This is a genomic window from Acidovorax sp. FW305-C-20-28 (assembly GCF_058783375.1).
In genome coordinates this window covers 84,472-109,786 of sequence record NZ_JBYSYM010000022.1, presented here as the reverse complement: position 1 = coordinate 109,786, position 25,315 = coordinate 84,472, and the positions used below count along the sequence as shown (strand labels likewise).

The following is a 25,315-nucleotide window of genomic DNA, read 5'->3' as shown; positions in this document are numbered from 1 at the left end:
AGGGCGGGTGGCTGAGAAGGTTCAAGACAACGCGTTGGTTGCGCACACGTCACTGCAAGGCAACCGGGAACTTTCCATTTGCACATGACCGGTTTCAAACGGCATTTGCGCGTAGAAAGTTCAGCTATCTTCGCACGCTCAGTCCCAAATGGGACCAACTAGTCCCACAAATATTTGACGAGCATGTTGCAGTTAGACAGAGAACAGATTGGCCATTTCAGTGAGATGGACCTCGCAGGAATTCTTGACGCCGGTGGCTGGAGCGCAATCCTTCCGAAGAGCCTCAGCGACAGCCAGTTGGTCTGCGTTTCCGATCAGCTTCGGGCCATGTTGTGGGGTGAAGGCACCCAAGGGCCTGATGGCACACCTAATGCTGCGATTGCCATGGCATTGCTGCTGATGGCAAAGAGCCATCCCTCGCCCCCAGCAAATGGCGAGCTTTTTGAAGGCAGCATGCAGCAGCTGCGCGACGTGATGATGGTCTTGAGCGTGGCTGCAGACAGAGAGATAGTGAACCGGCTGCTCAATCGTCCGAACGACGAAGAGTCGCTGACTATGTTGACAGGCATCGAAGCCATCATGGACGAAGCAAGCCACCCACAGCGGGCAAAGAAGTCTAGGACGCGTCCTCGGGCAGCAGCGTAGAGAGGTCGGCTCTCACGGACTTCAGCACTTTTTCAACCGATGCTGCATCGAATCGGCGTGCATATGCAACCGCCAAGAGAGTCATTGGATGGACCTGCAGGCCTTCAGCGAGGTGTTCCACCATACCAATGCTGGGAAGCTGTTCGCCTTGCTCTAGACGCCCAATATGCCGTCGGCTGATCGCCGGTATCAGATCCTCCTGCGTGAAGCCACGTGTGGTACGCAACTCCCTGAGCGCGCGACCGACGGCAGCTTTTGGCGGATCTGACTTTCGAGTTGGCATTCACTCGATTTCCGCCGATAGGGACTAAAAAGACCACGTCTAACTAGTCGCATTTTGGTGGAAATCTGATGCATTCCACTTTGAATGAAGGCCGCAGAGCCTTCGAACCCGCGCCTGTTCAGCCTTGAACTGATCCCCGATCCATACAAGACTCACATCTGCATCCCGCCGCAGCAAACCCAACGAAACGGGTGCCTCAGCCTGTTCGCCCATCTGATCAAAACAAGGTCTTGCATCGTGCAGATCCAATTTCTCAACGAGCGTCCCGCCCCGGATGTTGAAGTGCAGCCCGAGGTCCAACTGAACCATTGGCGAATCCTTCAACGTAGAACCGGCACGCTGCATATCGTCGCGATGCTGGGTCCTTTGACACTCCGGGTCACTTCGCCATTGGCAGCGATCGATCTCGCGCGAGCAAGGGTCAAGACGGAATCAAGGCGCTGCTATCACCTTGCGATGCCGCCCGAAGAGGACGAGGACCTGGGGATGTTGATGGAGCTTCACGGCAAGCGTTCCATGGGGACGATCTCAGCCGATGTGAGCGATGTCGTCTGGCAGGCAGTGTCTGGCGGCGCCTGGCCAGACCATGGCGCCAGCTTGCTGCCTCCTTCGCAGTAGTTTCACTTCCTCGATACGCACTATGGATTTCAGCAACGCCCAGACCCTACTTCAGCCAATGCCGACTGCAGAGAGGGATGTAGCCAGGCCTGACGCCAAGTTTGCGAGCGACAACCCTGCGAACATAGCCCCTCCGTTTCGGTCGCGCTTGAGCTACCACGGCCACCTGCATCGCGACGGGTTGCCCCCCACAGAGGGTGCCCTTTCTGCGAACGTGGGCTGTGATGCGCCGCGGGGAATGCTATGCCTCTGAACCCTCAATCCGTCAGGAAGCGATCCGAGCCCGAGCGCAGGGTGCAAATCGACAGTCGCAACCGCATCCCTTTGCCGTCTTGGACGGGGTGGAAGGTGGGGGCCCGCGTGTACTTCTCGCTTGCCCGAAGTCGCAGTGATGAGCACGGGGCACGAGAGTTTGTGATCACGACTGAACCAGGGAGACTGATGAAAGGGAGATTCGTTTCAGGCCGCATTCAACGCGCTGGCTTCGCTCCGCTGGTCAGGATGCGAAAGAGGCCTCGCCGCAGTTGGCCATGAGTCCTCGCTACGCCTCCAACGGAGCCTCCATGAAACGGCTCGTGAGCTTGGACCTGCACCTGTCTCCCTTCAAGCTGCGGATCAAGGTCACTCGGCCGCCGGAGATGCACTGGCAGGAACGTAGCCACCATGTGGAGTTGGCGATGGCCGGGCATCGCTCCAGCTCCAGACAGTTCAAATAGTGGCTCCTTGGCGAGCCGCATGCCAGACATCTAGATGTTGGTCCTATTCCTTGATTTCGACGGGGTGCTGCACCCCGAATTCTGTAGAGAGTCAAAGCACTTTGTATGCGAGCCATATCTCGTATCCGCCCTTGAAGGGATGGACGTAGAAATTGTGGTGAGCAGTACTTGGCGAACTCTTCGGCCGCCAGATGAGATCATGGCCCTGCTGTCCGCATCAGTTGCAACCCGCATAGTCGGGACCACGGCTCGATTCTCACAGCTGTCAGACGTTCCCAGTAGGCTTGCCCTCTATGAGAGGGAGGCTGAGTGTGTGGCCTGGCTAAAGGCCAATCGGCCCGCATGGACCCGCTGGTTGGCAGTCGACGACCGTCCCTGGCTGTTCACGCCGTTCTGTGCGAACCTGTTCCTCGTAGACGGGAAGCAAGGGTTGACGGAGGGCTCTTCCTCGCTGTTGCGCGCAAAGCTGAATGATCTTGCCCGATAGCGAGTGGCCTCCCCAATTTCAATATGGCCGCTAGCCTTTGACGGAGGGTTCTAAGGCGCTTATTTGGTCTTTTGCTTGCCGGGAGGGTTGTAGTGCTGCTCATATGCTCTGAGCACGCTGAGGCCGGAAGCCTTCCACACCAGTTCGCCCTCGCATCGCTCCATCATCTTCATATAGCGCCGCAATGATGCGAGATCTTCATCGCTGACCTTCGCGGATTCAAAATAATAATACTTTTTCTCATACGCTGGATCGGCATCACACTTTGAAACTCGGGTTTGAGACCATGGCGATGAATGTACCCCAATCGCCTCAATATCCTGCTGATTAAGCATGTACAGTTCTTTCGAGGTCCGCGACATCATTTTTTCGATGAGATATTGATTCACGCCAAAGCCCGCCAAGGTCTGCTTCACCCTCCCAGCATCCGTGGTCATGGCTCGCTCCAACTCAGCTGCAGACTTGGATTGTGCATACTCCTTTGCATAGTATGGGTTGTGAAGACCGACCTGTCCCAGGGTTAATCGGGTGACGCCAGCGGCATAAATTAAGAAGCATGCGCTATGGCAGTCTTTTATAACTGTTACCTTGAAGTAGGCCTCCCGAATGAGGTTGGCAATTTTGGTTGCCTCCTCAATGGATCCGCCTGGCGAAGTGATGGTTATGCTGCGTCCCTCCCTGATCCACTTCCCATCGTTGCTGTTGGCATCCATAACCAACGCATAGAGCAACTTGCCGTAGTCTCCATTCTCTATGGTTCCGTCGATAACCATGGTTCCCGCCAATTCGGGGGATTTTCTACTCATCCAGATGTCTGCTGCAATAGACGAGCCAAAGGAAGCTGCCAGGATCATTGTGCAAATTACTTTTTTCATTGACTCGAATGGTGGAAAAATAATGCAAACGCCCGCTCCACTTGCTGGAGTTTGACGCCCTCTCGTAACCCAAAGATACACCATACGTTCCGCGATAGAAAGTGGCTTGTTAGGGAGGGTCTGCAAAACCCCTGAAATTCCGGAAAAAGGCCTTGTTAGACGTTGATTTCGTTGGGCTTGGATTTCGGAAAATGAGGTTTTGCAGAGGACCCTTAGCTGGCAAGGCTCCGCCCCTGATTTCGGAGGCCATCGATTCAATCGCTACAATTGAGGGAAGACGGTTCGAAAGCGAGTGAGTAGACGGACCAGCTGCCTGTCCATCAGGTCCTGCATACCAGCAGGGGCAACAGAACCTCGCATGGATCTTCCTATGGGGTGATCCGGAGAAGGGCCTTCGGGCCATTTTTTCTTTTGTGGGCCTGCCTAGCTGGCGGATTTGGGACAATCTTCCATCCCGACCGCCCACCGATGAAGCACTTCCAATTCAAATGGGTCCTGCGCGACCAGCAGTACGAGTTCACCGGCCTAGCCCAAACCAGCCGCGCCCAGCAATCCGAAGTCGAAGCCGAACTCGTTGAGATCTGGGCCTGGCTGCAGCGCCAGAAGCTGCGCCCCGGCAAGTTCGGCTGGGAAGCAACCCGCAAAACCGCGACCACCAAGGTCGATACCCTCACCGTGAACTATGGCGCGGTGCAGAGCGACGGCGAGACGATCTTTCATCCCCAGGAAACCCGCCTGGTGTTGACGCTGCCAGACACAGCTGCGGTCAATTTCCGGTTCGAGTTCAACGTGGTGGACGACAGGCGGTGACACTACAGGCATGGATTCGGTTTCCCCCTCACCCAGAAACTTCTGCGGCGTCTGCGGCGCAACCAGCTACCGCAAGGTGATCGCGCGCGACGAAAGCGGCGTAATGCGCCCCACGAGTCGCCTACGCTGCATTGGCTGCGAGCGTGAGTTTCTTGACGTGCAATCGTGGCGCCGAGGTGTTCCTTGGGTGCCCGACCTACCCGAGGCGGGCCCATGAGCGGCACCTATCTCACTCATCGTTTCGCGACAAAGACCGGGTCAAGGCGCTGGGGGGCTGTTGGGATCCAGCGAGCGGCAGTGGTATGTCCCGGATGGCCTGGCGCTCCCCCCCTTCTCTGAGTGGCTGCCCGCTGACGGAGTGGAGCCGCCTTCACCGTCTACTGAACTTATCACCGCTGAGCTGGACCTTGGCGGCTCCAGGAGCCTGTCCGCTGCCCCTCGTGGCACTCCCCTCTCAAATGCTGGGAGGCGTCGCTGCGACTGTTTCCAGGCCTTCTGTGTCGGCGCATGGACCCTCGTCGAGGTGGTGGACACCAGAGTACACAACGGTCACGGCCACTTGCCAAGTCGCCAAGTCGCACCGTGGCTGGATTGCTCAGGTTCCACGACAGCTGCAGGCAATGGATACACATCGTGATCTCGATGGCGTACGAGGGCGATCATCAGTGGGTGCACGCCCTGTGAGACACACCCTGTAGGCGAACGCCTACCGAAACAGTGCTGGCGGTCTTGCAAATCCATATTGCAGTGCAGCACAACATGGAGGCCAACACTCTCTCGCCATGAACGCCGCCGCGCACTCAATATCCCTTGTAGCCTCTGCGGCGGCGGCCTCGTCTCACTTCGCGCAACACGAAGTGCTTGGGGCGCACATCGTCCCTTCTGGCACCAGCTTCACCGTGTGGGCGCCCAACGCCCGGCAGGTGCAGGTCATCGGTAGTTTCAGCGACTGGACGCCCCGTGCCATGCTGAACATGGACGATGGATCGGGGCGCTGGACTACCACGGTAGAACGTGCTGGCCATGGCGACCTGTACAAGTACAGGATCGAAGACGCCGAGGGCCACTGGATTGAAAAGGCCGACCCCTACGCCACTCGGCAGGAACCCCCGCCGGGCACGGCTTCGCAGATCTGGAAGCTCGACTACGAATGGAACGACCGTGCCTGGATGGCGGAGCGTGGCGAGCGCCAGGCGCTGGCGGCGCCCATGTCCATCTACGAGGTGCACCTGGGTTCCTGGCAGCGCCAGGAAGACGGCCGCGTGCTGAACTACCGCGACATCGCCCAGCGCTTGGCCGCGCACTGCAATGCGCTGGGTTTCACCCATGTGGAGCTGATGCCGGTGGCCGAGCACCCGTTCTACGGTTCCTGGGGCTACCAGAGCACCGGCTACTTTGCCCCCACGGCCCGCTACGGCAACCCGCAAGACCTGATGGCCCTGGTGGACACGCTGCACCAGCACGGCATCGGCGTGCTGCTGGACTGGGTGGCCTCGCATTTTCCCGCGGATGCACATGGCCTGGCGCGCTTCGACGGCACAGCGCTTTACGAGCACGAAGACCTGCGCAAGGGCTTCCACCCTGAGTGGAACAGCCTGATCTTCAACTACGGCCGCTATGAGGTGCGTGATTTCCTCATCAGCAATGCGCTGTTCTGGTTGGGCAAGTACCACTTCGACGGTATCCGCGTGGATGCGGTGTCGTCCATGCTCTACCTGGACTTCGCGCGCAAGCCGGGCGAATGGGTGCCCAACCCCGATGGCGGGCACCAGAACTGGGAGGCCGTGCGCTTTCTGCAGGACCTCAACTGCGCCGTGTATGCCGAGTTCCCGGACGTGCATGTGATCGCCGAGGAGTCCACGGCCTGGGCTGGGGTGTCGCGCCCGGTGCATGCGAACGGCCTGGGCTTCGGCATGAAGTGGAACATGGGCTGGATGAACGACGCGCTGCGCTACATGCGGCGTGACCACGTGCACCGCCAATGGCACGAGGGCGACCTCCGCTTCTCCATGGTCTACGCCTTCCACGAGAACTTCGTGCTGGCGCTCTCGCACGACGAGGTGGTCTATGGCAAGCGCAGCCTGCTATCGCGCCAGCCGGGCGATGCCTGGCAGCGCTTTGCCGGCCTGCGCACCCTGTACGGAATGATGTGGTCGCACCCGGGCAAGAAGCTCTTGTTCATGGGCGGCGAGTTCGCCCAGGTCGAGGAATGGCACCACGAGCGCACGCTGGACTGGCACCTGTGGGCCAAGGCGCGGCACAGCGGCATGGCGCGTTGGGTGACCGACCTGAACCGCACCTACCGCGAACGCCCGGAGCTGCACGTGCACGATTTTGATGCCGAGGGCTTCGCCTGGATGCCGGTGGAGCCGCACCAGACCACGGTGCTAGCCTTCATCCGCCGCGCGGGCGACGACTTCGTGCTGGCCGTGCACAACCTCACACCGCAGCCGATTGCGGCACTGCGCGTGGGTGTGCCCGCCGCCGGCCACTGGTTCGAACTGCTCAACAGCGATGCCGAAGCCTATGGCGGCAGCGGCATGGGCAACCTCGGCGGCGTGGATGCCACGCCCGCCCCGCTGGACGGCCAACCGGCCCACCTGCACCTCACGGTGCCGCCCCTTTCCACCCTTCTGCTTTCCAACCGCCCATCCCGGGCCTGATCCTCTGGAGCTACTGCTATGTCACGCACTGCAAACGTATTGGCGATCGTGATGGCCGGAGGTGAAGGCTCGCGCCTGCACCCCCTGACAGCCGAACGCTGCAAACCCGCCGTCCCGTTCAACGGCAAGCACCGCATCGTGGATTTCGTGCTGTCCAACCTGGTCAACTCGGAGATCTATTCCATCTACCTGCTGGTGCAATACAAGTCGCAGTCGCTGATCGAGCACATCCGCAGTTCATGGACGATGACGCGCTTCATCCCCCAGCACTTCGTGACCGTGGTGCCGCCGCAGATGCGCAACGGCCCCGAGTGGTTCCAGGGCACAGCCGACTCGGTGTACCAGAACATCCACCTGATCGAGTCCTTCCAGCCCGACATCGTGGCCGTGTTCGGCGCCGACCACATCTACCGCATGGACGTGCGACAGATGGTGGACTTCCACCGTGCCAGCCAAGCCCATGTGAGTGTGGCCACCCTGCCTGTGCCCTTGCAGCAATGCAACCAGTTCGGCATCGTGGAGGTGGACGCCCAGCACCGCATCGCCAACTTCGTGGAAAAGCCCAAGGCGATACCCAATCCCATGCCGGGGAGCAGCACCCACGCCCTGGCGTCCATGGGCAACTACCTGTTCAACGCCGACGTGCTGCTGGAAGCCCTGAAAAAGGCCCACGCCACAGGCCACAGCGACTTCGGCCGCGACATCCTGCCCACCATGCTGCAATCGCACCGCCTGATGGCCTACGATTTCACGGCCAACGAGATCCCTGGCACGGCGCCCTACGAAGAGCACGCCTACTGGCGCGACGTGGGTACCATCGACGCGTATTTCGACGCGCACTTCGACACGCTGGGCGCCACGCCGCGCTTTCGCATGACCAACCGCGAGTGGCCGATCTATGCCAGCCCCGACCAGGCCGAGTCGGCCCAGATCGAGAATGGGCTGATCCACCGCTCGGTGGTGGGCTCGGGCAGCATCGTCGACGGTGCCGCCCTCGACCACGCCATGCTGCGCCGCTCCGTGATGGTGGAGCGCGAGGCCCGGCTGGAGCACTGCATCGTGATGGAGCGCTCGCGCATCGGCCAGGGTGCGCACATCCGCCGCGCCATCATCGACCAGGACAATGACATCCCGCCGGGCGAGCGCATCGGCTTCGACCTGGAGCAGGACCGCAAGCGCTTCCATGTGACGGAAAGCGGCATCGTGGTGGTGCCACGCCAGTTTTTTCCCGCGCGCGGCAGCGTGGTGAGCAGCAGCCTCAAGGTGGACCGGGTGCGCCCGCCGGTGGCGCTGGCGGTGGATGACTTCCGCGCCGCCGCATGAAGCCGGCCGTCCATTCCGCAGGCCCCCTGCCCGCCCTCACCCGCCCGCGCGCACAGACAAGGCCCATGAAGCAGGTCGGCAACGGCCGCCCTTGGCCCCTGGGGGCTACGGTGGACAAGCTCGGCGTGAACTTCGCGGTGTATTCGTCCGTGGCCACGCGGGTGGAGGTGTGCCTGTACTCGGAGAACGACCGCGAACTCGACCGTATCGCCCTGCCCTGCCTGACCGACAATGTCTGGCATGGCCATGTGGTCGGCGTGAAAGCCGGCCAGAAGTACGGCCTGCGCGTGCACGGCCCCTACGAACCCGAACAGGGGCTGCGCTGCAACAGTGCCAAGCTGCTGCTGGACCCCTATGCCAGGGCGCTGGATCGGCCGGTGCGTGGGGCGCCCGACCAGTTCGGCTACGAACTGGACCAGCCCGAGCAGGACTTGGTGCCCGGCACCCGCGACAACGGCCGCACGGCGGTGAAGGCGCGCGTGGTGCGCTCGCGCTTCGATTGGGGCGACGATGCGCCGCCCCGCATCCCGGCGCGTGACACGGTGTTCTACGAGGTGCATGCCAAGGGCTTCACGCAGACCCACCCTGGGATCCCGGAGCACCAGCGCGGTACCTATGCCGGCCTGGCCTCGCCGGCCGCCATCGCCCACTTCAAGCAACTGGGCGTGACCAGCATCGAGCTGCTGCCCGTGCAGGCCTTCATCGACGACCACAGGCTGGTGGAGATGCAGCTGGCCAACTACTGGGGCTACAACACCGTGGCCTTCTTCGCCCCGGAGCCGCGCTACGCGGCGCGTGCTGGCCATGACGGAGGCGTGGATGAGTTCAAAGCCATGGTCAAGGCGCTGCACGCGGCGGGGCTGGAGGTGATCCTGGATGTGGTCTACAACCACACGGGCGAAGGCAACCACCTGGGGCCTACGCTCAGCCTCAAGGGCATAGACCACGCCGCCTACTACCGGCTGGCTGAAGATCGGCGCATGTGCATGGACTACACCGGTACCGGCAACACCGTGGACACCAGCAGCCCGCCCGCGCTGCAGCTGGTGATGGACAGCCTGCGCTACTGGGTGCAGGAGATGCACGTGGACGGCTTTCGCTTCGACCTGGCCTCGGCGCTCGGGCGCGACGCCGCGGGCGCCTACACCCTGCGCGCACCATTCTTTGCCGCGCTGGCGCAGGACCCGGTGCTCGCGCGCACCAAGCTGATCGCCGAGCCCTGGGACCTGGGGCCCTACGGCTACCAGCTGGGCGGCTTTCCAGTGGGCTGGATGGAGTGGAATGGTCGCTACCGCGATGCCGTGCGCGACTACTGGGCCAATGCCGACGGCAGTCTGCAGGCCTTTGCGGCCTGCCTGTGCGGCTCGGCCGACATGTACCAACCGCGCCGGCGCCGGCCCACGGCCAGCGTGAATATGGTCACGGTGCACGACGGTTTCACCCTGGCAGACCTGGTGGCATACACCGAAAAGCACAACGAGGCCAACGGCGAAGGCGGGCAGGACGGCGAGCCGCACAACCGCAGCTGGAACTGCGGCGCCGAAGGCGATACCGACGATGCCGGCGTGCTGGCGCTGCGCGCTCGGCAGGTGCGCAACTTTCTGACCACCCTGTTCATGTCGCACGGCACGCCGCTGCTGCTGGGCGGCGACGAGCTCGGGCGCACCCAGCAAGGCAACAACAACGGCTACTGCCAGGACAATGCCCTGTCGTGGTACGACTGGCAGCGCGCCGAAGAACACGCCGAACTGCAGGCCTACACGCAGGCGCTGCTGGCCCTGCGCCAGGCACTGCCCGTGGTGCGCCCCCACGTGTGGCCGGTGGATGAAGCCGGACTTGCGCACCACGTCACCGTGGCCTGGCACAGCGTCTGGGGCATGGACATGACCGCAGAAGAATGGAACGACCCGGCCGTGCGCTGCGTGGCCGCGGTCATGGAGGGCGTGGCCGAGTCCGAACTGTCGGTGATGCTGCTGTTCAATGCGAGCGATGCCGATGCGATTTTCACCCTGCCCGCGCAGGAAGCCGGCAGGACCTGGACGCTGCGCGTGGACACGCGCGACGCGCACGTGGTGGCCGTGGGCGGTGAAGCAGGTGCGACCACCGTGGAGGCCGGGGGGCAACACACGCTGCTGCCACGGTCGATGGCGATACTGACTGCGCCATTCGCCGCCACCCCACCGGCGGCCGCCGCCTGATGCGCTCGCACACCATGCCCTTCGGCGCACGGCTGCTGGCCGGCGGCGGCGCGCGCTTCTCATTGTGGGCGCCCCTGGCACAGGAAGCCTCCCTGTGGTACCGGCCTGCCCCCAAGGCCGCCGCCCGCACCCTGCCTGCGACCCGTTCCGACAGCGGCTGGTGGCAGGCGAGCGCGGCCGACGCCGGAGCGGGAACGCCGTACCGCTGGGTCATCGACGGCAAGCTCACGGTGCCCGACCCCGCCTCGCGCAGCAATCCCTGGGGGCCGCACGAGCCCAGCGTGCTCACCGACCCGGGCGCCTATGCCTGGAAGACGCCGGACTGGCGAGGTCGGCCCTGGAACGAACTGGTGTTCTACGAGCTGCATCTGGGCAGCTTCACACCATCGGGCACCTGTGACTGCGCCATCCGCAGGCTGCCCGAGCTGGCTGCCCTGGGCTTCACGGCCATCGAGCTGATGCCGCTGGCCAGCTTTGGCGGGCAGTGGGGCTGGGGCTACGATGGCGTGCTGCCGTTTGCGCCGCACGCCGCCTACGGCAGCCCCGAGGAACTCAAGCGCTTCATCGATGAGGCGCATGCCCTGGGACTGTGCGTGTTCCTCGATGTGGTCTACAACCATTTCGGACCCGACGGCAACTACCTGCACGCCTATGCGCCCCAGTTCTTTTCGAGCAACCACGCCAGCCCCTGGGGCGCGGCCATCAACTTCGACCAAGAGGGCAGCGCGACGGTGCGCGAGTTCTTCGTGCACAACGCGCTGTACTGGATCGAGGAGTTCGGCCTGGACGGCCTGCGCCTGGATGCCGTGCACGCCATTGCCGACGACAGCCGGCCCGACATACTGCAGGAGCTCAGTGCGCGCGTGCGCACACTGGCCGCGGCAGAGGGTCGCCAGGTCCACCTGGTGCTGGAGAACGAACGCAACCAGCCTGCGCGCCTGTCCCCGTCCCCCGAACCCGGCCTGTACGACGCCCAGTGGAACGACGATTTCCACCATGCGGTGCACGTGGCGCTGACGGACGAATCCCAGGGCTACTACGCCAAGTTCGCGCGCCACCCGCTGGCCCTGCTGGCGCGGGTGCTGACCCATGGCTTCGCCTTTCCCGGGGCAACCAGCGTGGCCGGGGGCGAGCCAGTGCCGCTGACGTGCATGGTCAACTTCATCGGCAACCACGACCAGATCGGCAACCGCGCCTTCGGCGAACGGCTGGGGCAGCTGGCGCCGGCCGAGGGGGCGGAGCTGGCGCTGCTGCTGGCGCTCCTGACCCCGGCGACGCCCATGGTCTTCATGGGCGATGAATTTGCCGCATCCACGCCATTCCTGTACTTTGCCAACTGGGATGGCAGTTTGCGCGATGCCGTGCGCGACGGGCGGGCACGCGAGTTCGGCCATGCCGTGACCGGTGAGGCGGTGCTTCCCGACCCCTGCGACGTGGCCACCCTGCAGGCCAGCCAGCTGCAATGGGATGAATCGGCCACTGCCACCGGCCAGGCGCGCAAGGCCTTGCTGCAGCATGCCCTGGCGGCACGGCGCACCTGGCTGCAGCCCCGGGCGCAGAAACTGGCTGCCCATGGGCATGTGGCGGAATTCGTGGGGGAAAGCGGATTGCGGGTGGCCTGGCATTACCAGGGCGGAACGACGCTGGGGATGGAAATGAACCTGGGACCGGACGCTGTGGAGGCCACGCCTTCGGCTGCCGCCGTGGAGGTGTTCAGCCACCGCTGGGCGGGTGATGCGCGGCTGTGGGCCCCCTGGTCGGCGCGCTGGACCTGCAGCGAGGGTGCGCCATGAGCCAGGGCACCCCTGCCCCGGACCTGCTCGGCGCGGACGAATTGCACCGCCGCGCCGAACGCGCCGGCATTGCCACCGAATACGCCAGCTTCTGGGGCGAGCGCCTTACGGTGCCGCCCGAAGTGCTGGCCAAGGCGCTCAGCGCCATGGGCGAGCATGCCGATGGTGGCGCGCCGCCACCCATCGTCGTGGAGCACGCCCAGCCGGCGCAGGTGCGACTGGACAATGACGGTGCCTGGCGCCTGCTGCCCGAGGATGCGGGCGCAGCCCCGCTGCTGGAAGGGCATGGTGCCATCGTCGAGCTTCCGGCCACCCTGGCCAGCGGCTACTACCTGCTGCAGACGCCCGAGGCCGAGCGCCTGCTCATCGTCGCACCGCGGCGCTGCTGGCTGCCAAAGGGCCTGCAGGCCGGCGAGCGCTGGTGGGGCATCACGGCACAGATGTACGCGCTGCGTTCCGAGCGCAACTGGGGCATCGGCGACTTCACCGACCTGTGCGCCCTGGTGCAGCTGGCAGCGGCGCGCGGTGCGGCCTTCGTGGGCGTGAGCCCGTTGCACGCGCTGCGCACGGAGCACCCCGAGCAGGCCAGCCCCTACAGCCCGAGCAGCCGGCTGGCGCTGAACGTGATGCACATCGACGCCACGGCGGTGCCCGAATATGCGCACTGCGCAGCGGCGCAGGCCCTGGTGGCGGACAACAGTTTTCAGCAGCGCCTGCACGGGGTGCGGGCCAGCGCCACCGTGCGCTATGGCGAGGTGGCCGCGCTCAAGGAGCCGGTGCTGGCCCTGCTCTGGCAGGACTTCGCCGCCCGGCATTGGCGCGCCAACACCGAACGGGGCCGGGCCTTCGATGCCTTCATGGCCGAGCACCAGGCCACCCTGGGCCAGCACGCCCGCTATGAAGCCATCCAGCTGGCGCTGGGCGCCAGCGACCCCTCGATCTGGGGCTGGCCTGCCTGGCCCGAGGAACTGCAGGACCCGCAGGGCGCCGCGGCCCAGGCCTTTGCCCGCGAGCATGCCGATGCCGTGGCCTACCGCTACTGGCTGCAGTGGCTGGCCCATGGCCAACTGGCCGGCGCCTTCGAGCAGGCGCGCGGCTGCATGGCGCTGGGGCTGTACTGCGACCTGGCCGTGGGTGCGAGCGATGGCGGCTCCGAGACCTGGATGTCGCCGGGCCTGTATGCCCGCGGCATGAACGTGGGTGCCCCGCCCGACCCGCTGAGCACCCAGGGCCAGGACTGGGGCCTGCCGCCGGTCAACCCGCTGGCCCTGACCGCGGCACGCTTCACGCCCTTTCGGCAACTGCTGGCGAGCGTGATGCGCCATGCCGGAGCGCTGCGCATGGACCACGCCATGGCGCTCATGCGCCTGTACTGGAACAGCCCCGCCGGCGGCACCTATGTGCGCTACCCGCTGGAAGCCCTGGTCGCGGTGATGGCCATCGAGAGCCACCGACACCAGTGCATGGTGATCGGCGAGGACCTGGGCAACGTGGCGCCGCGCATGCGCAAGGCCATGGCCGAGCATGCGCTGCTGTCGTACAAGCCGCTGATCTTCGAGCGCCTGGAGGGCGGCGCCTTCCGCCCGCCGGCCGATTGGCAACCCCAGGCGCTGGCCGTGGTCAGCACGCACGACCTGCCCACGCTCAAGGGCTTCTGGAGCGGCGACGACATTGCCATCCAGCAGGCATTGGGCTGGCTTGGGGATACCGATGCCCTGGTGCGTGCCCAGCTGGCACGCGCGCAGGACCGCACCCATCTGCTGGCTGCGCTCGACGCCGAGCAGTTGCTGCCACCGGGCGTCACGCTGGACGCCCAGACCGCCCCTGAGATGACGCCTGCGCTGGCTGCCGCCGTGCATGCCTTCCTGGCGCGCACGCCCTGCTGGTTGCTGGGCGTGCAGCTCGAAGACCTGGTCGGGCAGCGCGAGCAGCTCAACGTGCCGGGCACCACCGAGGACCGCTACCCCAATTGGCGCCAGCGCATGGCCGTGCCGCTGGAGGATCTGGCCGGCGATCCCTGCTTCGAGGCCATCGGCCAGGCGGTGGGGGGCGTGCGCCGCCCGGCGCTGGCGGCCCGGTCCGCCGAGCTGCCCCCGCTGGCGTCGGCCGACGTGCCGGGCGCCACCTACCGGATGCAGCTCAACAAGGGCTTCACCTTCGCGCAAGCCACCGCGGTCGTGCCCTACCTGCACGAACTGGGCGTGAGCCACCTGTACACCTCGCCCTACCTCAAGGCCGCCGCCGGCAGCATGCATGGCTACGACGTGGTGGACCCGACGCTGCTCAACCCGGAAATCGGCAGCGAGGCAGAGCATGCCGCGCTGTGCCAGGCGCTGACCGAGCGCGGCATGGGCCACATGCTGGACATCGTGCCCAACCACATGGGCGTGGAAGACCCGGCCAACCGCTGGTGGCAGGACATGCTGGAACACGGCGAGGCCTCGCCGCATGCCGCCACCTTCGACATCGAATGGCAGCCCGCCAACCCGCAGACCGGCCGGCGCGTGCTGCTGCCGGTGCTGGGCGACCACTACGGCAAGCTGCTGGAGGCCGGCGAGTTGCAACTGCGCTTCGACGCCGCGCAGGGCCGCCTGCAGGTGGGCTACTGGGACCATGTGTTTCCGCTCGATCCGCGCAGCTATGCCCAGGTGCTGGGGGCTGTGGCCATGCCGGCGGCCGCACCGGCCGGCGAGCTGGCCGAAATGGCCTCGCTCGTGGACGCCCTGGGCCAGTTGCCGCCCCAGGGCAGCGACGACCCGCAGCAGCGCGCCGCGCGCCTGCGCGATGCCCCCCTGTACCAGCGCCGGCTGGCCGACCTGGCGCAGGCCCACCCCTGGGTGCCCGACTGGGTGCAGGCCTGCCTGGCCCGCGCCAATGGGCACAAGGGGGATGCGGCGAGCTTCGACCTGCTCGACGCCGTGCTCCAGGCCCAGGCCTACCGGCTGGCCGACTGGCGCGTGGCGGGCGACGACATCAACTACCGGCGCTTCTTCGACATCAACGCGCTGGCAGCCATCCGCATGGAGGAGCCCGAGGTCTTCGAGGCCGTGCACGCCCTGCCCCTGCGCTGGCTGGCCGAGGGCAAGGTCACGGGCCTGCGCATCGACCACCCCGATGGCCTGGCCGACCCGGCCCGGTACTTCGAACGCCTGCAGCAGCGCCATGCCGCGCAGCGCCAGGCCCGGGGCCAGCCGCCGCAGGCGCTGTACCTCGTGGTCGAGAAGATCATGGCCGACCACGAGCCCCTGCCCGCCGACTGGCAGGTGCATGGCGGCACGGGCTACCGCTTCAGCACCCTGGTCAACGGCCTGTTCATCGCGGCGGACGCGCAGGAGCGCTTCGACGCCATCTACGGCGAATTCACCGGGGACACCCAGCCCTTCGAGGAGGCCACCTACGAGTGCAAGCGCCTGATCATCGAGACGGCGCTGTTTTCCGACATGGCCTGGCTGGTGGCCACGCTGAGCAAGATCACGCGGGCCGACCGCGCGGTGTGCGACTTCACGCGCAACCAGTTGCGCGTGGCCCTGGTGGAGGTGGCCGCCCAGTTCCCCGTGTACCGCACCTACGTCGTGCCTGGCGGAGCCCCGCCCAGCGAGGCCGACCGGCAGCACATCGCCTGGGCCATCAGCGCTGCGCGCCGGCGTCTGGGTTCGGCCGAAGGCGGCGTGCTGGCCTACCTGCAGGCGGTGCTGCAGGGCGAGCCCGGGGCCGAGCCCGGGCTGCGCGCGCGCTTCATCCGGCGCTGGCAGCAGTTCACGGCGCCGGTGATGGCCAAGTCGGTGGAGGACACGCTGTTCTACCGCTATGTGCGGCTGGTTTCGCTCAACGACGTGGGGGCGGAGCCGCGGCGCTTCGGCGTCTCGGTCGCAGCCTTTCACCAGGCCAACCTGCAGCGCGCGCGGCATCTGCCGCACGAACTGCTGGCCACGTCCACACACGACAGCAAGCGCTCGGAAGACGTGCGTGCCCGGCTCAACGTGCTTTCCGAGATGCCTGATGCCTGGCAGGAGACGGTCCAGGCCCTGCAGGCGGCCGGCCAACGCTTCGAGGTGGAGGTCGACGGCCAGGTGGTGCCGCTGCCGCACGACCTGTGGGGCCTGTACCAGGCCATGGTCGGCATCTGGCCAGCCCATGCCACGGATGCGCAGGAGCGCCAGGAGCTGGTGCAGCGCATCCAGCGCTACAAGGAAAAGGCCATGCGCGAGGCCAAGCTGGTGAGCAACTGGCTGTTCCCGAACGAGGCCTACGAGGCCGCCGTGCGCGACTACATCGACAAGGCCCTGTCCACGGAACGCTTCGTTGCCGTGCTCGAGGACTTCGTGCAGCGCATCGCGCCGCATGGCTTTCGCAACAGCCTGGGCCAGCTCGCGCTCAAGCTCACCACGCCGGGCGTGCCGGACATCTACCAGGGCTGCGAGGTCTGGAACTTTGCGCTGGTCGACCCGGACAACCGCCGCCCGGTGGACCTGGCGGAACTGGCCGCTGCGCTGCAACCCTTGCGGGCGCTGTACCAGGGTGAGGGGCAGTTCCCCGGCGCTGCCGACTGGCGTGCGCTGCTGGGCGATGGCCCGGCCATGCATCCCGGTGCCAAGCAATTGGTCACCTGGCGCCTGCTGCAGCTGCGTGGGCAGATGGCTGCGCTGTTCCGCGATGCGCTGTACCTGCCTCTGGCCGTGGAGGGCCCGGCCGAGGCCCATGCGCTGGCCTTCGCCCGCATCGGCGGCGACCAAGCCGTCGTGGTGGTCTGTGCGCGCCTTCTGGTGGGCCTGGGCGAGATCGGCTGGGGCGGCACACGCATGGCCCTGGCCTCGGCCCACCCGGCCTTGGCGCGCCCGGGCCGCTGGCTGGACTGGTTAACCGGCTGCACGGTGGCCAATGCCGCGCAGCTACCGCTGGACCAGGTGCTGGGTGAGACAGGCCATAACCAAGCCCGCCTGCCCTTTGCTGTCCTGGTCGCACAAGAGAGTCCCCTTCCATGAAGATCCTGTTCGCCACGCCGGAATGTGCGCCCCTGGTCAAGACCGGGGGCCTCGGCGACGTCAGCGCAGCCCTGCCACGCGCCCTGCGCAAACGCGGTCACGAGGTGACCATCCTCATGCCGGCGTATGGCGGCATGGCCGCAGAGGGCAGCCTGCAGGCCATCGTGCCCCTGCCCGCTCAGGGACACTGGCCCGCAGCCCAGCTGTTGCAGATGACAGCGCCGGATGGCATGCCATTCTTGCTGCTGTCGTGTCCAGCCCTCTATGCCAGCGCCGGCACACCGTATGGCCACCCCGCTTACACGCCCATGCACGAACAGGCACTGCGCTTTGGCCTGCTCAGCCGGGTCGCCGCTTCGCTGGGTACCGAACAAAGTCCCTCAGGTTGGCGCGCCGACATCGTGCATGCCAACGATTGGCCCTGCGGCTTGGCGCCCCTTTACCTGCACCAGGCAAGGGCTGCCGGACAACAAGGCGTGGCGCGGAGCCTGATCACCATCCACAACCTGGCGTTCCAGGGGCTGTTCCCTATGGATGCCTGCGAGGTGTTGGACATTCCGCCGGCCTGCCGTGGCATGGAAGGGGTGGAATACTGGGGCCAGTTGTCGATGCTCAAGGCCGGCCTGCAGTTCGCAGATGCCATCACCACGGTAAGCCCGACCTACGCGCGCGAGATCCAGCAGCCGGCGCTGGGCTTCGGACTCGACGGCGTTCTGCGCGCACGATCCGGACGGCTGCATGGTCTGCTCAACGGCATCGACACGGCGGTCTGGAACCCGGCCACCGATCCCTTGATTGCAGCTCCCTACGACGCCGACCGGCTGGGCGCGAAGGCTCTCAACAAGGCCGCATTGCGCCAGCGCTGCGGGCTGGCCGAGGCCTCTGGGCCGCTGCTTGGGCTGGTGGGACGGCTCACCTCCCAAAAAGGGGTGGACTTGGTGCTCTCGGGTGTTCCGGCCCTGCTCGCGCGCGGCGTCCAACTGGTGGTTCTGGGCCGGGGCGAGGAACCGCTGGAGGCTGGCCTGCGCGCGCTGGCAAAGTCACACCCTGGCCAGGTCCACGCCACGCTGGACTTCGACGAATCCCTGGCCCACCAGATCGAGGCGGGGGCCGACTGCTTTCTGATGCCTTCACGCTTCGAGCCTTGCGGCCTCAATCAGATGTACAGCCAGGCCTACGGTACGCTGCCCGTCGTAACGGCAACCGGCGGACTGGCCGACACCGTCGTGGACGCAGGCAATGCTGCACAGGGAACTGGGTTTGTCATGGCGGCACCGACCCAGGCGGAATTCGATCGGACCATGCAGCGTGTCCTGCAGGTCTGGCTGGAGCCGGCACGCTGGCACAAGATTCAGTTGCAGGCAATGCGCCAGGACTTTGGCTGGGACAAGGCCGCATCGCAGTATGAACACGTAATGGCCGAACTTGGACAATGAGATCGCGTTGCGCCCAGGCTATGCGGGCGTTCACCGCTCGCTTCAACCACGCCAGGTCCCGACCGAGGAGATTCCAGGGCTGCAGCCGGTCTCGGCACCGGTCACCCGTGCAGAGAATGGACCCGGCGTGCAAACAGATCTGGGTCAGCAAGTATTTCCGATGCATCCACAGTGCCCGCGCAGACGTGCTCGTACCACACGAGGAAGTAGCGGACATCTTCGATGGACTGGCTCGAACACTCTTTCAGGACAGCGCCCAGATTTTTACCCGCGAATTTCCACACGGTATCCCTCCCCAGGGAGACCACCGCTTCATAAAGGTCGGAGCGTGGTCGTTCAATGGACAGTGTAAAAACCATGGATGCGTCTCCGTTGAAAATTCCCCCGGATGGAGGGCATGCTTGCACTTGGTGTGCAGTGCTGCGGGCCACCCGCAGCCGGCAGCGCAAGCCTGCGTCGGCGGTGCACAGACTGGTGTAGGACTTCAGGCTGACCGCCGTCCCGGCTTGCAACGTTGGACGCGGCGAAGTTGAAGGGCAGGATGCGGCGCTCCAACTGCGAGGCACCGGAAATACCAAGTAAATCGGATGAACGGACTACCCGGCGACGGTAGATCCACCGTGCCGGGGTTGGAGCGTGCTCCGCAGTCCGACAGACAACTACGCCCACAGCCTGCCGTGCCATGCCAAGGCACTGGCCATCATGGGGCCATTCTTGCTGCTCCGTCTGACTGCACCCTCGCACCTCCATGCCGCCCCATCCCACCACCTCTTTTACCGCACCGTCCCGCAAAGCTGCGGAACAACTGCTGCGCAAGATCTTTGGCTTCAAGCACCTGCGTCCCGGCCAATGGGACGTGGTGCAGCGCGTGCTGCAAGGCCACAACACACTGGCCGTAATGCCCACGGGCGCCGGCAAGTCCCTGTGCTACCAGCTGCCTGCGCTGATGCTGCCGGGCACCACCATCGTGGTCTCGCCCCTGGTGGCCCTGATGAAAGACCAGTGCGACGCACTGCGCGCCCGGGGCATTGCTGCCGTGCAGTTCAACAGCGCCATCGATCGCGACGAACTCACGGCTGCGCGCGAAGCCATCGACCAGGGAAACGCCCGCATCGTGCTCACCACCCCCGAGCAGATGGCTGACCCGGTCCTTCAGCAGGCCCTGGCGCGCCACCCGGTGAGCATGTTGGTGGTTGACGAGGCGCATTGCCTTTCGCACTGGGGCCATGACTTTCGCCCGGCCTTTCTGGAGATCGCACCTGCTGTTCGCGCGCTGGGCTCGCCGCCGGTGCTGGCCCTGACGGCCACCGCGAAGCCGGCGGTGATGAAAGAGATCACCGCGGGCTTTGGCATTGCTGCCGGCAACGTGGTCACAACAGGCGCCTACCGGTCCAACCTCGATCTGCGCGCGGAGCAACTGGCTCGCACAGCTGACCGCCTGCCGCGCACGCTGGAGCTGGTGGCGGCCAGCAGTGGCACGGGCATCGTCTATACCGCCACAGTGAAATGTGCCGAGGAGCTGCACGCCAAGCTGCTTGCCGCAGGGGAAAGCGTGGGCCTGTACCACGGTCGGCTGCCGGCGGAAGGCCGCATGCAAGCGCAAGACGCCTTCATGCAAGGCCGGGCGCGCGTCATGGTGGCGACCAATGCCTTCGGACTTGGCATCGACAAGCCGGACATCCGCTTTGTGCTGCACTACCAGCTCCCCTCCAGCGTGGATGCCTACTACCAGGAGGCGGGCCGGGCCGGCCGCGATGGCCAGCCCGCCTGCTGCACCCTGCTCTACGTGCGACGCGACCGGGCGCTGCAGCAATTCTTCATGGCGGGCCGATACCCCGGGCTGGGCGACCTGCAGGCCTTGCAGGGGTTGCTGCACCAACCCGCGCCCCAAGGCGGGTGGACGGTGGACACGCTCCTGCAGGCCACGGACCGCCCCCGCGCCAAGGCCCTGGTGGCCTTGAGCGTGCTGCGCAGCCGCAAGGCCGTGCGCCGCGATCGCGCAGGGCGCCTCGCCCTGGTTCGCGACTTGGACGACGATGCCCTCAGCGCCCTGCTCCAGGGCTATCAGCAGCGCCGGGAGCAGGACGGTGCCACGCTGGAAGCCATGGTGGCCTATGCCCAGGGCGGGCGATGCCGCTGGCATGGCGTGCTATCGGCGCTGGGCGAGCGACCCACCTCCGACACCTGCGGCCACTGCGACAACTGCCGGCGTATCGCAGCGCTTGAGCGCGTCGCGCCCGCCGTCGCCAGGCCCGAGGAACCCATCGAAGTGCGATGCGACCAGACTCCAACAGCTGGAAAGCCCCGCTTCATGGGCGGTGAAGCGGTGCGCGCCAAGCGCTATGGCGCAGGTCAGGTCGTACGTGCCGACGCGCATTCCGTCACGGTGCAGTTTCCCAACGGGGCCGAACGCACCTTCCTGCCTGAATATGTGCGCATGGCGCGGCAGCGGGCGCAGGCGTGCGATGCATCTAGTCCCGCCCCACACGCTTGAGGCAGCCCCTCTTCTGCATCAGAAAGCGTCTCGCCGGCCATTGGGCTTGCGTGTCGGCATTCCAGGCATACGAAAGCGGCACGCAAGCCTGCGAGAAAGTCAGGCGCACTTCCTACACAGGGCCCCATGTGCAAGGCAGATAGTGCAGCCACGCAACGCGCCAACGAAAGCCGACCGTGAGCCATGTGAACGACCACATCTCCAGCATCACTCGCGAGAACATCGAGGAAATCCTGTGTGCGGAGGCTCGGCGACGTGCACTCAACCCATGGCGCTACCGTGCCATCGCAATGATCACCCGGGCGTGCGGCACGGTGGGCTTCCTCGTGGCCAACGTACTGTTTTTCGCTTTGTGGGTGGTGACCAATGAGCTGGTGGTCGAGTTCGATCCCTACCCGTATACCTTCCTGCTGTTCGGCGTGTCGCTCGAAGCCATCTTCCTGTCCATCTTCATCCTGATCAGCCAGAACATGGACGCGGCCGAAAGTGAGCGCCGCCACCATCTGGACCTGCAGGTGAACCTGCTGGCCGAGCGTGAAATCACGGCGTTGATGCGCTTGGTCGTGGAGATGGCGGAAAAGGCCGGCCTGTCCGAAGACAAAACCGAAGAAGTGCGAGCATTCGCGCACCGGACCGATCCCTCTGACGTGCTACAGGAAATCGTCGAGGCCGAGCACAAGCACCACCTCGAAAGCGCCGGCCAGAGGGCCTGAGCCACGGCGTCCAAGCCCGCCCCGATGTTGGTGGACACCGCCGCACCAAGCAGTCGTGTGCTGCGCCACTCGCCCGAGCCCGCCTCGTATTCTGGGGAGGCATTGTCTTACGAAGTTCCCCCGCATTCGAGCGAAGAATGGCTCGGTAACTCGACCATGCCACAGGAGCACACCATGACGACCACACCCCGTGGGCTGACAACCGACAGCCATCCCTCCTGGCCATTCCCCGCGGCCAGCCACCTCCGCAACACCGCCGCGGCACCGCCCGCGCCGGCCCCCGAGAAGGAGGACCCAGATCGCTTTGAAGGAATTGATCCCGTAGAGCAGGAATTGGTGGAGGAGCAAAGGGAGCGCGACCGCAAGGCCTCGGATGCGGTGGACCCCAACAGAAGAAGCAGCCCCGAACGCTGAGGCAAGCAATGCAGGGGCGGAATGCTCCAGCCGTGTCCCCCTGATGGACCCATAGGGGAGGCGCACGAAGCGGGGATGCGGGCCATCGCGCAGTCGACCGAAACGCCACCCACGCGACGAGCAGCCGTCACCCGACCGCAACTGCCCTACCGTGCCGTGCGCGCTGCCACCAATACCTCGGCGGTAGCAGCCCATGCCCAGCGACGACGGGTACGCAAGCAGTCGCGACCAGCGCGACGTGCCGCTGGTGCGCGCCGCAAACCGCGGTGGCATGGTGGACGCCGGAGGCACAAGGTCTTGGCGCAAACCCTCGACCTCGCGGACGACCTTCCGTGCACACGCGCACTGTTCTCAAGGCGCACGCAGGACGCTCTTCCTACACCACAGGCTTGGGCTTGCCTACTTCGCTTTTCACGGCGCAGGCGAAACATCGAGTCTTCCAACAACCCCCAGGAGCCCACGATGCCCACCCCAAAACGTGAAAGAGACGCCTGCGACCTGCTGGACGCAGACCATCGCGCAGTGAAGAAGATGTTCAAGGAGTACGAGGAACTCACCTCGTCGCAAGCACGTACGGTCAAGGAAAAGCGGCGACAACTGGCTTTGCAAATCTGCAAGGAACTCACTGTCCATGCACAGATCGAGGAGGAGATCTTCTACCCGGCCCTGCGCGCCGCCATCAAGGAAACCGACCTGCTGGCCGAGGCGGAGGTAGAGCATCAATCGGCCAAGGACCTCATTGCACAGATCGAGGGCGCATCCGAGGTCAATGAGGAGTTCGACGCCAAGGTCATCGTGCTGGGCGAGTACATCGACCACCACGTGAAGGAGGAACGCAATGAGATGTTTCCCAAGGCACGGGCGGCCAGGAAGATCGATCTGGTGGCCATGCGCGAGAACCTTGAGGCACGCAAGGCCGAACTGATGGAAACAGATATGGCCATGGTCTGAAGTGACACGCACGCGACTTGCCAAGCCCGCACCCAGGCTCCCGAGCCCTTGTGCGGGCTGGCTGCGGGCGAGTAACCTCAGTGGGTGACCGACGCCTCGGAATCACCCGTGCCGACATGCGAGCAGAATGCCAGGAAGCTCTCAAGCTCGCGGGACTTGTCGAACAGCGCGACAGCCCCAAGGGCCCGGCAACGCTCGCGAATATCGGCCGTTGCATAGTTCGTGAGCACGATGACGGGTAGTCCAATGTGCTCGCGTGCCACCTCGCAAAGCACCCCAATACCGGACCCCTCGGCAAGAAACAAGTCCAGTATCACCATGTCGGCCAAGGCTTCGTTGCGGCACAGCCATTTGACCGCCTCGCGCTGTCCTTCGGCCGTGGCCACTACCTCCACATCGGCGATTTCCGCCAACGTGGGAATCAGGTTCTCCCGGATGGTGGGGTTGTCTTCAACCAAAAATGCGTGTCGCGCAGGCATGCCAGCTCCATTTCGACACGACCAGCCGCGTCCAATTTTCAAAGCTTGCCATTTGCGCCATCGGTCCCCTGTGGGATATCGCCTACTGTGGCGTCGATGCACCACCCGCGCTCCATCCGATGTCTCGCCGACCATGCGCATTCGGCGCAGCAGCGGGGCGCAGAGTCGCCAGCTTTCGCGTGCAGCTTGCTTCACCATGGTTGGGCTGGCATCAACCTCGAGCCGAAGCCATCGATTGAGTGGGACAACGGCATTGCGACCATCCTGGGACCGCAGTACCTCAGCCAGGCTGAGGATGAAGGTAAGACAAAGCTCACGCCAGATAGCGGAGAAATGCGGGCACCGCGACTTGGATCGGTTCCGCAAGATCACCAGCAATCCCAATGGAGTTCTGGCATGTCTGCATTTCTCTCTTCACCTACGCGTCCTCCGTCCTACGTCTTGCTGGCTGCCGAGCCCGTGCGAGCAGCCCTCGAATATGCCGCCTATCAGGTGATGAGTGAGCAGGCCCTGCCTCGCGGAGACCGGCACGCGGTGGTCATCTTTCCGGGTCTGGCAACCAACGGGCACGTCACCCGCCCGCTGCAGTCGTTTTGCGAGCGGCTGGGCTATGACTGCTTCGACTGGGGCATGGGTGTGAACGTAGGACCGCAGGGCGATGTACAGCAATGGCTCGACACCTTGACCAAGCGTGTGCTGGAGCTCACGCAGGGTCATGCGGCTTCCGTGAGCCTTGTGGGCTGGAGCCTGGGCGGTATCTATGCACGCGAAGTGGCCAAGCGCGTGCCCACGCGGGTGCGCCAGGTGGTTACCATCGGTTCGCCATTCGCGGGCTCCGCCGAGCATACGAACGTGGGCTGGCTCTACCGTCTGCTCAATGGCGGCGTGCCGCCTACCGACCCGGACCTGTGCGCTTTGCTCAGCGCCCCGCCGCCCGTTCCTACCACCTCGATCTACAGCCGCAGCGATGGCGTGGTGGCTTGGCAGGCTTGCGTTGACGATGGCCGCAACCGCCGCCGCGTGGAGAACATAGAGGTTGAAGGCAGCCATTGCGGCATGCCCTGGAACCCGGCCGTATTGCGCGTCCTGGCCGATCGCCTCGCCCAGCGGCCTGGCGAATGGCGAGCGTATGCGGGCCAGAAAGATTCCGCGGCAGCACCGCCACGGTGGGCAGTCGCATGACCCTTGGGTGACGCGACCGGACCCAGCAGGTACGCCTTTGTTCACAGGAGTTCGATGGCTACTTCCTGAGGTAAGCCACACGCCCTTAGACCACCCGCACTCTCACCGCACCTTTCCGAGCTTTCGTGCTGTGGTCTTCTACACGCGCGAGGGCACGCCCGAGTCTGAAATTGCGGAGCTTTGATTTGCCATTGCGTGCCATATGCCTATGCTCCGCGCCGACCATTGAAGCGTTCAATTTCGAGAGCGAGGC

General features: G+C 65.1%; 19 protein-coding genes. 15 read left to right on the top strand and 4 right to left on the bottom strand.

Features of this window, described 5'->3' with window-relative positions:
• The first annotated feature begins 183 nt into the window (after positions 1-183).
• Positions 184-645: a hypothetical protein gene (locus AC3WOH_RS23325; protein WP_492231704.1), complete on the top strand. Its 462-nt coding sequence runs from the start codon at positions 184-186 to the stop codon at positions 643-645.
• On the opposite strand, the gene AC3WOH_RS23320 is transcribed toward AC3WOH_RS23325, so the two are convergent.
• Complete coding sequence (locus AC3WOH_RS23320; RefSeq protein WP_492231703.1) at positions 617-928, bottom strand: helix-turn-helix domain-containing protein; 312 nt, start codon at positions 926-928, stop codon at positions 617-619. The genes AC3WOH_RS23325 and AC3WOH_RS23320 overlap by 29 nt on opposite strands.
• An 84-nt stretch (positions 929-1,012) precedes the next feature.
• Between AC3WOH_RS23320 and AC3WOH_RS23315 the strand changes: the two genes are divergently transcribed.
• Positions 1,013-1,546: a hypothetical protein gene (locus AC3WOH_RS23315; RefSeq protein ID WP_492231702.1), complete on the top strand. Its 534-nt coding sequence runs from the start codon at positions 1,013-1,015 to the stop codon at positions 1,544-1,546.
• Between the two features lie 750 nt (positions 1,547-2,296).
• Positions 2,297-2,749, top strand: a complete 453-nt coding sequence (locus tag AC3WOH_RS23310; protein ID WP_492231701.1) for an HAD domain-containing protein — start codon at positions 2,297-2,299, stop codon at positions 2,747-2,749.
• 59 nt (positions 2,750-2,808) lie between these two features.
• Here AC3WOH_RS23310 and AC3WOH_RS23305 read toward each other — a convergent pair whose 3' ends face one another.
• The gene (locus AC3WOH_RS23305) at positions 2,809-3,624 is read right to left on the bottom strand and encodes a hypothetical protein (RefSeq protein ID WP_492231700.1); all 816 of its coding nucleotides are present in this window, start codon (positions 3,622-3,624) and stop codon (positions 2,809-2,811) included.
• Between the two features lie 468 nt (positions 3,625-4,092).
• On the opposite strand from AC3WOH_RS23305, the gene AC3WOH_RS23300 reads away from it, so the two are divergent.
• The 7 genes from AC3WOH_RS23300 to glgA all read left to right on the top strand — a co-directional run bounded on the left by AC3WOH_RS23300 (position 4,093) and on the right by glgA (position 18,829).
• Positions 4,093-4,434, top strand: a complete 342-nt coding sequence (locus AC3WOH_RS23300; protein ID WP_492231699.1) for a hypothetical protein — start codon at positions 4,093-4,095, stop codon at positions 4,432-4,434.
• A gap of 782 nt (positions 4,435-5,216) precedes the next feature.
• The gene (gene glgB, locus AC3WOH_RS23295; RefSeq protein WP_492231698.1) at positions 5,217-7,097 is read left to right on the top strand and encodes a 1,4-alpha-glucan branching protein GlgB; all 1,881 of its coding nucleotides are present in this window, start codon (positions 5,217-5,219) and stop codon (positions 7,095-7,097) included.
• Positions 7,098-7,115: 18 nt separating this feature from the next.
• Complete coding sequence (locus AC3WOH_RS23290; protein ID WP_492231697.1) at positions 7,116-8,420, top strand: glucose-1-phosphate adenylyltransferase; 1,305 nt, start codon at positions 7,116-7,118, stop codon at positions 8,418-8,420.
• 65 nt (positions 8,421-8,485) lie between these two features.
• Positions 8,486-10,618, top strand: coding sequence for a glycogen debranching protein GlgX (gene glgX / locus AC3WOH_RS23285; RefSeq protein ID WP_492231696.1), 2,133 nt, complete (start codon positions 8,486-8,488; stop codon positions 10,616-10,618).
• Complete coding sequence (gene treZ / locus AC3WOH_RS23280) at positions 10,618-12,411, top strand: malto-oligosyltrehalose trehalohydrolase (protein WP_492231695.1); 1,794 nt, start codon at positions 10,618-10,620, stop codon at positions 12,409-12,411. The genes glgX and treZ overlap by 1 nt, the downstream gene beginning before the upstream one ends.
• A complete protein-coding gene (treY, locus tag AC3WOH_RS23275) occupies positions 12,408-17,393 on the top strand; it encodes a malto-oligosyltrehalose synthase (protein WP_492231694.1) in 4,986 nt (1,661 codons plus the stop codon). The genes treZ and treY overlap by 4 nt, the downstream gene beginning before the upstream one ends.
• The gene (gene glgA / locus AC3WOH_RS23270; protein ID WP_492231693.1) at positions 17,390-18,829 is read left to right on the top strand and encodes a glycogen synthase GlgA; all 1,440 of its coding nucleotides are present in this window, start codon (positions 17,390-17,392) and stop codon (positions 18,827-18,829) included. Before treY ends, glgA begins: the two co-directional genes overlap by 4 nt.
• Positions 18,830-18,930: 101 nt before the next feature.
• Here glgA and AC3WOH_RS23265 read toward each other — a convergent pair whose 3' ends face one another.
• Positions 18,931-19,188, bottom strand: coding sequence for a hypothetical protein (locus tag AC3WOH_RS23265; RefSeq protein WP_492231692.1), 258 nt, complete (start codon positions 19,186-19,188; stop codon positions 18,931-18,933).
• Between the two features lie 389 nt (positions 19,189-19,577).
• Here AC3WOH_RS23265 and AC3WOH_RS23260 point away from each other — a divergent pair, with 389 nt between their 5' ends.
• The 4 genes from AC3WOH_RS23260 to AC3WOH_RS23245 all read left to right on the top strand — a co-directional run bounded on the left by AC3WOH_RS23260 (position 19,578) and on the right by AC3WOH_RS23245 (position 23,401).
• On the top strand, positions 19,578-21,323 hold the full coding sequence (locus AC3WOH_RS23260; RefSeq protein ID WP_492231691.1) for a RecQ family ATP-dependent DNA helicase: 1,746 nt from the start codon (positions 19,578-19,580) through the stop codon (positions 21,321-21,323).
• Between the two features lie 176 nt (positions 21,324-21,499).
• Complete coding sequence (locus AC3WOH_RS23255) at positions 21,500-22,036, top strand: DUF1003 domain-containing protein (protein WP_492231690.1); 537 nt, start codon at positions 21,500-21,502, stop codon at positions 22,034-22,036.
• A gap of 174 nt (positions 22,037-22,210) precedes the next feature.
• Complete coding sequence (locus tag AC3WOH_RS23250; RefSeq protein WP_492231689.1) at positions 22,211-22,450, top strand: hypothetical protein; 240 nt, start codon at positions 22,211-22,213, stop codon at positions 22,448-22,450.
• Between the two features lie 462 nt (positions 22,451-22,912).
• On the top strand, positions 22,913-23,401 hold the full coding sequence (locus AC3WOH_RS23245; RefSeq protein WP_492231688.1) for a hemerythrin domain-containing protein: 489 nt from the start codon (positions 22,913-22,915) through the stop codon (positions 23,399-23,401).
• A 77-nt stretch (positions 23,402-23,478) separates the two neighbouring features.
• Here AC3WOH_RS23245 and AC3WOH_RS23240 read toward each other — a convergent pair whose 3' ends face one another.
• The gene (locus AC3WOH_RS23240) at positions 23,479-23,880 is read right to left on the bottom strand and encodes a response regulator (RefSeq protein WP_492231687.1); all 402 of its coding nucleotides are present in this window, start codon (positions 23,878-23,880) and stop codon (positions 23,479-23,481) included.
• Positions 23,881-24,276: 396 nt separating this feature from the next.
• On the opposite strand from AC3WOH_RS23240, the gene AC3WOH_RS23235 reads away from it, so the two are divergent.
• A complete protein-coding gene (locus tag AC3WOH_RS23235) occupies positions 24,277-25,062 on the top strand; it encodes an alpha/beta fold hydrolase (protein ID WP_492231686.1) in 786 nt (261 codons plus the stop codon).
• Positions 25,063-25,315: the final 253 nt, after the last annotated feature.

Excerpts from the sequence above, each read along its gene's own strand:
- AC3WOH_RS23305 (WP_492231700.1), bottom strand. The coding sequence starts at position 3,624 with ATGAAAAAAGTAATTTGCACAATGATCCTGGCAGCTTCCTTTGGCTCG.
- AC3WOH_RS23300 (WP_492231699.1), top strand. The coding sequence starts at position 4,093 with ATGAAGCACTTCCAATTCAAATGGGTCCTGCGCGACCAGCAGTACGAG.
- AC3WOH_RS23235 (WP_492231686.1), top strand. The coding sequence starts at position 24,277 with ATGTCTGCATTTCTCTCTTCACCTACGCGTCCTCCGTCCTACGTCTTG.
- glgX (WP_492231696.1), top strand. The coding sequence starts at position 8,486 with ATGAAGCAGGTCGGCAACGGCCGCCCTTGGCCCCTGGGGGCTACGGTG.
- AC3WOH_RS23260 (WP_492231691.1), top strand. The coding sequence starts at position 19,578 with ATGCCGCCCCATCCCACCACCTCTTTTACCGCACCGTCCCGCAAAGCT.
- AC3WOH_RS23310 (WP_492231701.1), top strand. The coding sequence starts at position 2,297 with ATGTTGGTCCTATTCCTTGATTTCGACGGGGTGCTGCACCCCGAATTC.
- glgA (WP_492231693.1), top strand. The coding sequence starts at position 17,390 with ATGAAGATCCTGTTCGCCACGCCGGAATGTGCGCCCCTGGTCAAGACC.
- AC3WOH_RS23245 (WP_492231688.1), top strand. The coding sequence starts at position 22,913 with ATGCCCACCCCAAAACGTGAAAGAGACGCCTGCGACCTGCTGGACGCA.
- glgB (WP_492231698.1), top strand. The coding sequence starts at position 5,217 with ATGAACGCCGCCGCGCACTCAATATCCCTTGTAGCCTCTGCGGCGGCG.
- AC3WOH_RS23315 (WP_492231702.1), top strand. The coding sequence starts at position 1,013 with ATGAAGGCCGCAGAGCCTTCGAACCCGCGCCTGTTCAGCCTTGAACTG.
- AC3WOH_RS23265 (WP_492231692.1), bottom strand. The coding sequence starts at position 19,188 with ATGGTTTTTACACTGTCCATTGAACGACCACGCTCCGACCTTTATGAA.
- treZ (WP_492231695.1), top strand. The coding sequence starts at position 10,618 with ATGCGCTCGCACACCATGCCCTTCGGCGCACGGCTGCTGGCCGGCGGC.
- AC3WOH_RS23250 (WP_492231689.1), top strand. The coding sequence starts at position 22,211 with ATGACGACCACACCCCGTGGGCTGACAACCGACAGCCATCCCTCCTGG.
- AC3WOH_RS23240 (WP_492231687.1), bottom strand. The coding sequence starts at position 23,880 with ATGCCTGCGCGACACGCATTTTTGGTTGAAGACAACCCCACCATCCGG.
- AC3WOH_RS23320 (WP_492231703.1), bottom strand. The coding sequence starts at position 928 with ATGCCAACTCGAAAGTCAGATCCGCCAAAAGCTGCCGTCGGTCGCGCG.
- treY (WP_492231694.1), top strand. The coding sequence starts at position 12,408 with ATGAGCCAGGGCACCCCTGCCCCGGACCTGCTCGGCGCGGACGAATTG.
- AC3WOH_RS23325 (WP_492231704.1), top strand. The coding sequence starts at position 184 with ATGTTGCAGTTAGACAGAGAACAGATTGGCCATTTCAGTGAGATGGAC.
- AC3WOH_RS23290 (WP_492231697.1), top strand. The coding sequence starts at position 7,116 with ATGTCACGCACTGCAAACGTATTGGCGATCGTGATGGCCGGAGGTGAA.